The sequence below is a fragment of the Ferruginibacter sp. genome (assembly GCF_031430955.1).
GTDB lineage: Bacteria > Bacteroidota > Bacteroidia > Chitinophagales > Chitinophagaceae > Ferruginibacter.
In genome coordinates, this window is the sequence record NZ_JANPCM010000654.1 from 1 (window position 1) to 7,338 (window position 7,338).

Annotated in this window: 5 protein-coding genes; 2 read left to right on the plus strand and 3 right to left on the minus strand. The window is 34.5% G+C overall.

Annotated elements, in window-relative coordinates:
* From ACY65O_RS18530 to ACY65O_RS18540, 3 genes are all read right to left on the minus strand, one after another.
* On the minus strand, positions 1-694 hold a 694-nt coding region (locus tag ACY65O_RS18530; RefSeq protein WP_462222344.1), incomplete at its 3' end, for a hypothetical protein.
* Between the two features lie 27 nt (positions 695-721).
* A complete protein-coding gene (locus ACY65O_RS18535) occupies positions 722-1,723 on the minus strand; it encodes a helix-turn-helix transcriptional regulator (RefSeq protein WP_462222345.1) in 1,002 nt (333 codons plus the stop codon).
* Positions 1,724-1,755: 32 nt separating this feature from the next.
* The gene (locus ACY65O_RS18540) at positions 1,756-1,977 is read right to left on the minus strand and encodes a PspC domain-containing protein (RefSeq protein WP_462222346.1); all 222 of its coding nucleotides are present in this window, start codon (positions 1,975-1,977) and stop codon (positions 1,756-1,758) included.
* Positions 1,978-2,143: 166 nt separating this feature from the next.
* On the opposite strand from ACY65O_RS18540, the gene ACY65O_RS18545 reads away from it, so the two are divergent.
* Both ACY65O_RS18545 and ACY65O_RS18550 read left to right on the plus strand, forming a co-directional pair.
* Entirely contained in the window at positions 2,144-4,420 is a 2,277-nt protein-coding gene (locus tag ACY65O_RS18545; RefSeq protein ID WP_462222347.1) for an aconitate hydratase, read from the plus strand.
* 272 nt (positions 4,421-4,692) lie between these two features.
* Positions 4,693-7,338 (plus strand): nSTAND3 domain-containing NTPase (locus tag ACY65O_RS18550; protein WP_462222348.1); only part of this gene is annotated, 2,646 nt, incomplete at its 3' end.

The following is a 7,338-nucleotide window of genomic DNA, read 5'->3' on the forward strand; positions in this document are numbered from 1 at the left end:
GCATCATTCTTTTTATAGAGGTATCATTAATGGTAGCAGTGGTTTTTTTATTTTGTCCCATTTTACTGTAAAGGCTCCGGAAAAATTTTTCTATCAAAAGCATCACCCTGTTTTGCAATATTACTTTTTGCATAGGTTGATCATTTTCAATTTCAAAAATGTCTTGCATTATTTCTCTGTATTCAAAATTCAATACCTCAAAATTAAATACCGCAGTTTTTAAAGAGAGGTATTCTTTAAATGCTTCATCACCGCTTCCAATACCAACATGGGTTTTTAACCATTCCGCTGTAAAAAAAATATTTACGCAGCGGTCTTCAGTTCCTGCAGTTGCGGTGTAAGTAAGATTGGTGTATGAGTTAGTTAAAAAAGCCCCTGAATGTACATGGTCATCTGCTATTAATTCCTCATCATCTATTTTAACAGTTAAAGTTTTTAAATTTTTCACTTCGTCAAAACGCATGGTGAAAGATTCATCAACGGTTGGTAACCTGTTAAAACTAACATTTTCGTTAATCACAATTTCATTAACCAACAGTTGTAATCCATTGGCAAGTTCAATTACTTTTACATAACCCGTACCTACACCAGCGGGTAACTTAATAGTGTTGTTTATAATGGGCACACCATATGCCTTCGACAATATATCGAGGTATTCAATATGGCTGCAATATTTATAAGAAAATTTAAACATTGGATTACGGTTAATCAATTGGGTGAATTATTGCCTGTTGGTCAAAAAAGCAGCAGGTTCTTTTTTGTACTGCTTTTTATAGGCAAGGGTAAAGTTAGATATATTATTGAAACCTACCGCTTCAGCAGTTTGCTTAACATTAAGTTCGCCACTCACCAACAACTCGTTGGCTTTTTTTAGCCGCTGCTTTTGATAGTAGGCGTAAATACTGTCGCCATACATACTTTTAAAACTCTTTTTTAATTTAGTACTGCTCATAGAAAAAAGCTTAGATAATTCATCAATAGCAGGCGGCACCCTGCTAAAATCATCCACCAGCAATTGTTCTACTTTAAGCAGTCTTTTTATAACTTCCGATGAAAGATCAAACTTGCCTTCCAGTAAATTTATTTTGCTGTACAGCCTGGTAAAAAAACGTTCAATTAATAATGTAACCCTGTTTTGTAAAAAAATATTTTGTAAAGGGTCTTCTTTTTTGGCATCCCATAATTCCTGCATCAGTTTAAGATACTCTTCATCTAAAGGTTCAATATCAAAACTTTCAGTTTTAAGTGCTAAATATTTTTGCAGCACATCATCATCGGCACTTAAACCTAAATATTTTTTCAACCATTTTTCGTTAAATAATATTTTTACCGCTTTAAGGTGCAGGTTGGCAGGTCCTTCTTCTACGTTATTAAAAATATTACTCGTAAGCCTTGCAAAAGCATGATGGGTATTGCTTTTTTGCAGCATTTCATCATCTACTTTAAGCGTAGCAGTTTCAGTAATATACACATCATCAAAATGCAATAAAAAATAAGGGGTATCTGTACGTTCTCTTTTAATAATTACAGGCTGGCTTATGGCAACATCAACCAATAATACCTGCAGTTCATCAAATAACTGTATGGTTTTGTAAATGCCGTTGCCGGCTGGCGGGGTAATAATAAGAAAATCTGCTCCGGGTTGATAAGAAATTTTTAAAGATGTTGCAATTTCCTGCAACAGCATTTTGTAATTATTATAATTAGGGTTTAGTACAACCATTCAATAAAAATGAGGAGTGCAAAAATGGTTCTTTACAGATATCTTACAGGATTTCGCTTTGCATTAAAAATATATCGCTTTATATTCATCCAGAATGCAATAAAAAAATAAACAATTACAGGGGAGCCCATGGTCATAAAAGATATGTAGATAAAATATTTTCTGATAGTAGATGTGGCAATACCCATTTTTTCGCCAATGGCTGTACATACCCCAAAAACGTGCCATTCAATAAAATATTTAAACCTATTCATACTGCTAATTTAAGCGTTTTTTTATAAAATTATCGCTTTAAATAGTGACTGAGTTTTAGTAAATTTGCAAAACTTAAAATATTTGTTGTTACAGCTGCTTTATTTACAGGTAAAGCCTTACTCAACACAAATCATAAATCTAAAATCTTAAATCTAAAATTGTATCATGGCCTTCGACATTGAAATGATTAAAAAAGTGTACGCCAATTTTGCAACCAGAATTGATGCAGCACGTAAAGCTACAGGCAAACCCTTAACCCTTACCGAAAAAATTTTATACGCACATCTTACCGAAGGCAATGCCACAAAGGCTTATGAAAGAGGCAATGCTTATGTAGATTTTGCACCGGACAGGGTTGCCATGCAGGACGCAACGGCACAAATGGCTTTGTTACAATTTATGCAAAGCGGCCGTACAAAAGTTGCTGTGCCCAGTACAGTACATTGCGATCATTTAATAGAAGCGAAGGTTAACAGCAAAACAGATTTAAGCAGGGCCGTAACAGAAAGCAGTGAAGTGTTTGATTTTTTAGCCAGTGTAAGTAATAAATATGGTATTGGTTTTTGGAAACCCGGTGCAGGTATTATTCACCAGGTGGTGTTAGAAAATTATGCTTTCCCCGGTGGTATGATGATTGGTACCGACAGCCACACCGTAAATGCTGGTGGCCTGGGAATGATTGCGATTGGTGTGGGTGGCGCCGATGCATGCGATGTAATGGCAGGATTACCATGGGAATTAAAAATGCCTAAATTAATTGGTGTAAAATTAACCGGTAAATTAAGCGGATGGACCGCACCTAAAGATGTTATTTTAAAAGTTGCCGGTATCTTAACCGTAAAAGGAGGCACCGGTGCAGTAGTGGAATATTTTGGCGAAGGCGCAACAAGTATGAGTTGCACAGGTAAAGGCACCATTTGTAATATGGGTGCCGAAATTGGTGCCACCACTTCTACTTTTGGCTACGATGAAAGTATGAGCCGTTATTTAAAAGCCACCGACCGTGGCGACATTGCCGTTGCTGCTGATGCAATAGCCGCACACTTAACCGGCGATGCAGAAGTATATGCCAACCCCGAAAAATATTTTGACCAGGTAATTGAAATTGATTTGAATATTTTAGAGCCGCATTTAAACGGCCCTTTCACTCCCGATCTTGCTACACCCATCAGTAAAATGAAAGAAGCTGCTGCAGCAAACGGATGGCCCACAAAAATTGAAGTAGGTTTAATTGGCAGCTGCACTAATTCTTCTTACGAAGATATTAGCCGTGCAGTAAGTTTAGCACAACAGGTAACTGATAAAGGCTTAACATTAAAAGCAGAATTCAATATCAACCCGGGCAGCGAACAAATTCGCTATACTATTGAAAGAGATGGCTTTTTAGGCGTGTTTGATAAAATTGGCGCTAACGTTTTTGCCAACGCATGCGGCCCTTGCATAGGTATGTGGGCAAGGGTTGGTGCAGAGAAGGCAGAAAAAAATACCATCGTTCATTCCTTCAACAGAAACTTTGCAAAACGTGCCGACGGTAACCCCAATACTTTTGCATTTGTGGGTTCGCCAGAACTGGTTACTGCAATGGCTATTGCAGGTTCTTTAGATTTTAATCCATTAACAGATACATTAACCAATAATAAAGGCGAGCAGGTAAAACTGGATCCGCCAACTGGTAACGAACTGCCTCCAAAAGGTTTTGCTGTAGAAGATGCAGGTTATCAAAAACCGGCTGAAGATGGCAGTGGTGTTACTGTAAAAGTTGCTCCCGATAGTAAGCGTTTGCAATTGCTTGATCCGTTTGCCGCATGGGAAGGTGTTGATTTAAAAGGATTGAAATTATTAATAAAAGCAAAAGGAAAATGTACTACCGATCATATCAGTATGGCAGGGCCATGGTTAAAATTCCGTGGGCATTTAGATAACATCAGCAACAACATGTTAATTGGTGCAGTTAACTTCTTTAACGAAAAAACGGACAGTGTAAAAAATCAGTTAACAGGCGAATATGGTACCGTGCCCAATACACAAAGAGCTTACAAAGCCGCAGGCATCGGCACTATTGTAGTGGGAGATGAAAACTATGGCGAAGGAAGCTCAAGAGAACATGCGGCTATGGAGCCCCGTCACTTAGGCGTAAGGGCTGTACTGGTAAAATCTTTTGCCCGTATTCACGAAACCAATTTAAAAAAGCAGGGCATGCTGGGTTTAACTTTTGCCAACAAAGAAGATTACAATAAAATTTTAGAAGATGATACTATTGATATTGAAGGCTTATTAACTTTTGCCCCAAATAAATCTTTACAATTAGTATTAAACCATGCCGATGGCAGTAACGAAACCATACAGGTAAACCACACTTATAATGAGCAACAGATTGAATGGTTTAAAGCCGGTGGTGCGTTGAATATCATCAGAAGAGAATTTGCAGCACTCAATAAATAAATTTTGTAAATTATATTTTTCAATCCCGGCTTAAGGCCGGGATTTTTTATTTTTAAGTTTTAGAATAACATTTTGAAAACTTTCGTATCAAATATTGTTTTTTATATAACAGTTTGAAAACAAAAAAATCAGGAAAAGAGGAAATTTTGAAAGGTAGAAAGTTTCGAATATATTTGAGTTGTGCGTCATGCTACCGAACAGCTCACGAAAGCAAACTAATGACTAATTTTCAACTTAATTCTAACCCTTACACCTAAGACAAAATTCAAATAATGACAGGTAGACTTAAGCTAATAGAACAACAGTTAATAGGCATAGACAGTGCAGCATTTCAGAATTTATGCGACATCTATTTAGCTTTAAGAGAGCAAGAGTTTGCCAGTTTTAATAGAACTGGTAGTCAGTTTGGGAAGCAGAAAACAGTCAAAGGAACACCTGATACATTTTTCAGACTAAAAGATGGAAGTTTAAGATACGTTGAATTTACAACAAAAGAGGAAGGGCTTGTTGCAAAAATTAAAGAAGACATAGACAAATGTTTAGACCCGTCAAAGACAGGTGTTCCAGTAAATGAAGTAAACAAAATTATCATTTGCTTTAACTCACGACTTACAGTAGCAGACGAAACCGAAATAACGAAATATGCTGCCGCTAAAAATATACAAATTGAACTTATTGGACTGGACTGGATTGCATTAGAAATTTATTTAAAATATTTAATCCTTGCAAAAGATATTTTAGGCATTCCCCTTGACACAGGTCAGCTACTACCTCTTGAAAGTTTTATACAAGAATATAACAACAAAGCGGGAAAGCTTTCAACCCCGTTAGATAATGAATTTCTACATAGAAAATCGGAATTAACTGATATAGAATCAAATTTCAACAATAATAACATTCTAATTATATCAGGATTTCCTGGAGTGGGTAAAACAAAAATCGCTTTAGAATATCTCTCTAAATTTTTATTAGCAAATAGTAGTTATGAGGCTTTTGCAGTATCCAAAAAAGACATGGATATTTCAGAGGACCTACGAATACATCTACAACAAGACAAAAACTATGTACTACTAGTTGATGATGCAAATAGACAGTTAGTAAATTTTAAGCAGATTTTAGGCGTATTTAAAGAGAGCAGAAAGGGGGATATAAAACTGATAATTACTGTAAGAGATTATGCACTTAATGATGTAATAAACGAATGTTCTGAATATGACCCACATAAAATAGTAATTAATAAGTTCACAGATGAAGAAATTGTCCAGTTAATAAGTAGTGATTCATTTGAAATAAGAAATACTAAATATCAACGAAGAATTGTTGAATTGGCAGATGGTAATGCAAGGCTAGCTGTTATGGCTGCGAGATTAGCCAAACTACAACAAGAGTTTTTTCTTTTAGGTGATGTTTCAGATTTGTACGATTCATATTTCCAAACATTCATAAAAGATTTCGACATTTTTGGTAATAAACCTCTTATAAAAACATTGGGGCTTATATCCTTCTTCTTTACTTTAGACAGAAGTAATAAAGAACTTATACAAAATATTCTAACAGATTTTGAACTAGATTATCATGCTTTCAATGAAGCTATTGATGAGCTGCAAAAGAGAGAATTTGTAGAAGTTCAATATAATCATGTAAGAGTTTCTGAACAGGTTATGGCAACGTATTTCTTTTATAAGGTTTTCATTAAAGATGAAATCCTTTCATTTAAAACATTACTTAATAACTATTATTTTTCATGGAAAAAAAGATTTTCAGACACAATAATTCCTTCAAATAATTCCTTTGGTTATGAAAATGTTTTCAAAAAAATAAATACCATATTAGATGACTTTTTAAATTCAGTTTATGGCGATGAAGAGAAGGTTCTAGATTTCTTTTCCCTATTTTGGTTTTATAAGAGGGAAGAAACTCTCAATTATTTTCATTTAAGTACTAAAAAATTACCCCAACCTGAAAACCCAATATATAGTACTAAACTTGAGACGACTGGCTTTACTTGGCATAAAGACAAAACGCTGGATTATCTTGGTAAGTTGTTTACTCATAAAACTGAAAGTTTCATTCCTGCATTAGAATTATCATTTGAATATTGCCGAAAGAAACCTGAATTCTTTCCTGAATTAATTAAGCTTATAAGGGACACTTTACTTTTTGATGAAGTTGATGAACGTTCTGGTTTTAGCAGACAAGTTGAGCTATTTCAACTCTTAATCACAAAATTTAAGGAAAATCAACAACTTTATATAGAAGCATTCTTTGAATTATCAGTCACATTTCTTTCCCATCATTTCCAAATTCATAAAGGAGGAAGAAATCATTCTATAACATTTTATTATTATCCAATCCCGAATAATGATGTTATAAAAGAATTTCGAAAAGACATATGGCTAACTCTTTTCGAAAACTATGATTTACATCCAATTCAGGTGCTTTCAATAATAAAGTATTTTAAACCAGGTTATCAAGAACCCATAAAAGAAATCTTAGAATTGGATTTGTCATTATTGCTGCCATTTATCGAATCAAAACTTGATTCTGATAATTTTGAAAATATCTACTTTGTACATGATTTTGTTAATTGGTTAGATAGATTAAATCTTACAGATAAGAATTACCAAAAGCTAAAGGAAAAATATTACAGCAAAGAATTTGAATATTTTCGAAAACTTGACTGGGACAGAGTGAGAGGTAAACGGGATTATGACTTCGATAAATATGAAGATTTCCAAAAATTAAAAGAAGAGGACTTAAGAGGCTCATTTATATTTAAAGAGGAAAATGAGTTTGCTGAATTACATAAAGCGATTTCAAATACCCTTTCAATTGAAGGCAATAATGGCTGGAGTATTTATCAATCACTAGATATAATTGTTGAAGAAAATTTTAATAAAAACGATACCCTAGGATTC